This window comes from Microbacterium sp. Bi128 (genome assembly GCF_918698205.1).
Genome location: NZ_CAKKMM010000823.1, coordinates 1 through 2,249 on the forward strand (window position 1 = coordinate 1; position 2,249 = coordinate 2,249).

3 protein-coding genes are annotated in these 2,249 nt (G+C 60.4%); all 3 read right to left on the minus strand.

Annotation, left to right across the window (positions count from 1 at the left end; genetic code table 11):
* On the minus strand, positions 1-621 hold a 621-nt coding region (locus LQV45_RS26725), incomplete at its 3' end, for a P-loop NTPase (RefSeq protein ID WP_230009763.1).
* Positions 618-1,391, minus strand: a complete 774-nt coding sequence (locus tag LQV45_RS26730) for a Flp pilus assembly protein CpaB (protein WP_230009764.1) — start codon at positions 1,389-1,391, stop codon at positions 618-620. The genes LQV45_RS26730 and LQV45_RS26725, both read right to left, overlap by 4 nt.
* A 2-nt stretch (positions 1,392-1,393) precedes the next feature.
* Positions 1,394-2,249, minus strand: an 856-nt coding sequence (locus tag LQV45_RS26735; RefSeq protein ID WP_230009765.1) for a pilus assembly protein TadG, incomplete at its 5' end; no start/stop codon positions are given.

The window sequence follows — 2,249 nt, forward strand, 5'->3', positions numbered from 1 at the left end:
GGCAGGAGAGACGGCATCCGTTACCGTATGCTCCGGATCGAGGTACAGCCCAGAGGCGACATAGCCGAACTGCAGGTCCAGATCCACGATCACCACGCTCATGGGCGCGATCTTCCCCAGGCCCACGGCGATGTTGGTGGCAATGGTGGTCTTTCCGACGCCGCCTTTGGGAGAGAAAACACCGATCACAGTGCCCTTGCCGCCTTCCGCCTGCTGAGGCTGATCCGTCCGGTGGCGGCTGGCGAAGGACTGGCACGCCCGCTCCAAAAGCACCCGCATCTGTGCCGGATCGGCCGAGGGGCTGAGGATATCCCGGACTCCGGCCCGCATGGCCTGCAGGATGAAAGCGGGATCCGGCTCGCTGACCAGGAGAACCGTCAGGTCAGGGACCTGGACGTCAAGCACAGTGGCGAGGCGCAGGGCCTCGTCGATCGGCACGTCAGGCCCCAGCACAAGAACCTCCGGCTGCTCCTGGTTCAGCTGGGCGAAAAGGTCGTAGGGACCGGCGGGCAAAACGTGGGTCAGGAATGTCTGCACGCCGCCTTGCAGCCCGCCGGCAACCGCCTGCCGCAACCGGTTGTCAAAGTCAGCGTTAGGCGTGATCAGGACGAAGCGGCTCACTTGTAGACCTCGGGTTTCGTCATGATCCCTGGTTTGCCGCTCACTGTGGCATTGAGCGGTTCCTTGCTCAGCCAGATGCTGGCAGAGTCCTTATACTCCGAGGCATAGACGACCTTCGTTGCATCGACATCATTAACGGCAACGGTCACGAGGAGTAAACCGGAGGGAAGCGACGTGTCTTCCGCTGGAGCCGAGCCGTCCGCCGACGGTTGGGGGGACGGAGTGGCAACGGGAGCCCGCTGGACGGCGGTGACCAGGACTTTGTGTATGGACAGCTGAGTCGTCTGCTTATCAGGTGTGGCCTCGATGCCGCCATCCTTCAGGTTAATGAAGATTCCGACGTGGTCACCTGGAGCGATACGTCCGCCGACCACGCGCTGCGGTTCCAGCTGGAAAGAGACTTCCTGCAGACCTGCCGGGATTTCTACCGACCCTTGGATCTTGAGGTTTTCCGGTTCGACCAAGCGTGCTGTCACAAGCTGCTCGCCGGGAATGAGGTCGACGGCGGCAACCTTCCCTTTGGACTCATCCAGGGACTTGAGGGAGGACGCGGTTACGGCCGCGGCAGGAAGCTGTTCGGTTGCTATTGAGGCGCTCATGGCCTCCACCGGCGTGCCCGCGGGAATCGCCGCCTTCACTACCAAGACACTCACAGGCTCAAGGTCCTTGACAGCACGCTGGTCCGCGCCTTGGGCGTAGGAAACAACCAGCATGGCGCCGATGAGGGCGAGGACGACCGCTGCTATTCCGGCCAGAAGTCGTGACTTCACAGTTAAGGGGCTCCAATGGTGAGACGGACCACGGAAGTACCGTAGTCGGGGGTACTGCCGAGTTCGAGGGCTTGAGATAGGGAAACAAACTTGACGAAAGAGCCCCGGAGCGTCTTGTTGGCAAGCTTGTCGGACTTTGGCCATTCTTCATTGGAGAAGTGGTACCCGGTGACGTGAAAGGCCGCAAACCCTTTGACGTAATACTTGCCGCCGGAGCCTGTTCCGGTGGCGACAGCGTAGAGCGGAAGCAGGATCGTTTGATCTTGGAGGGCGCTAATGTCCGCGGATGAGCAGACGGTCGGGGCACTGGCACCGGTGTCGCTGCTAAACCAGATCCCTGAATCACTCGATGCGCCGGCGCTCATCTTAACGCTGCATTTGCTGTCGGTTGCATCAGGATCGGTGATCCAACCAAAACCACCAGGGATCCCGCCGCATCCGCCGGCGTCTATATAGAGGACTTGGACGACAGTGGGGTCCGAGGAAAATTTGCACTCAGCGATTGTCAACGGCACAATCACAGTGCCCTTGGACGGCGTCCCCCACTGGACATTCGAGATGGCCGTGACTTCAGAACTGGGAAAACCAAGTGCGCGCGCGAAAAAGTTCGACACTGAATTGGACGCGCCGCCCGTTTCTTTGGCGCCTGTGGTTACCGTGGCCTTGCGGTTCGCCTTGTCCAGGCCAATGGACTTCACGTTGCTTTGTCCGTCCACGGCGTTCTTATTTGCGAGATCAGCGGCCAACGCAGAAGTGGAAGAACAGTTCGAATCGTTTACATTCTTGGCACACTTCTGGGCCAGCATCAGGGCCACGGAATCCGAACCGTTCTGCAGTTGCGCCCGCTCGGAATAGAGC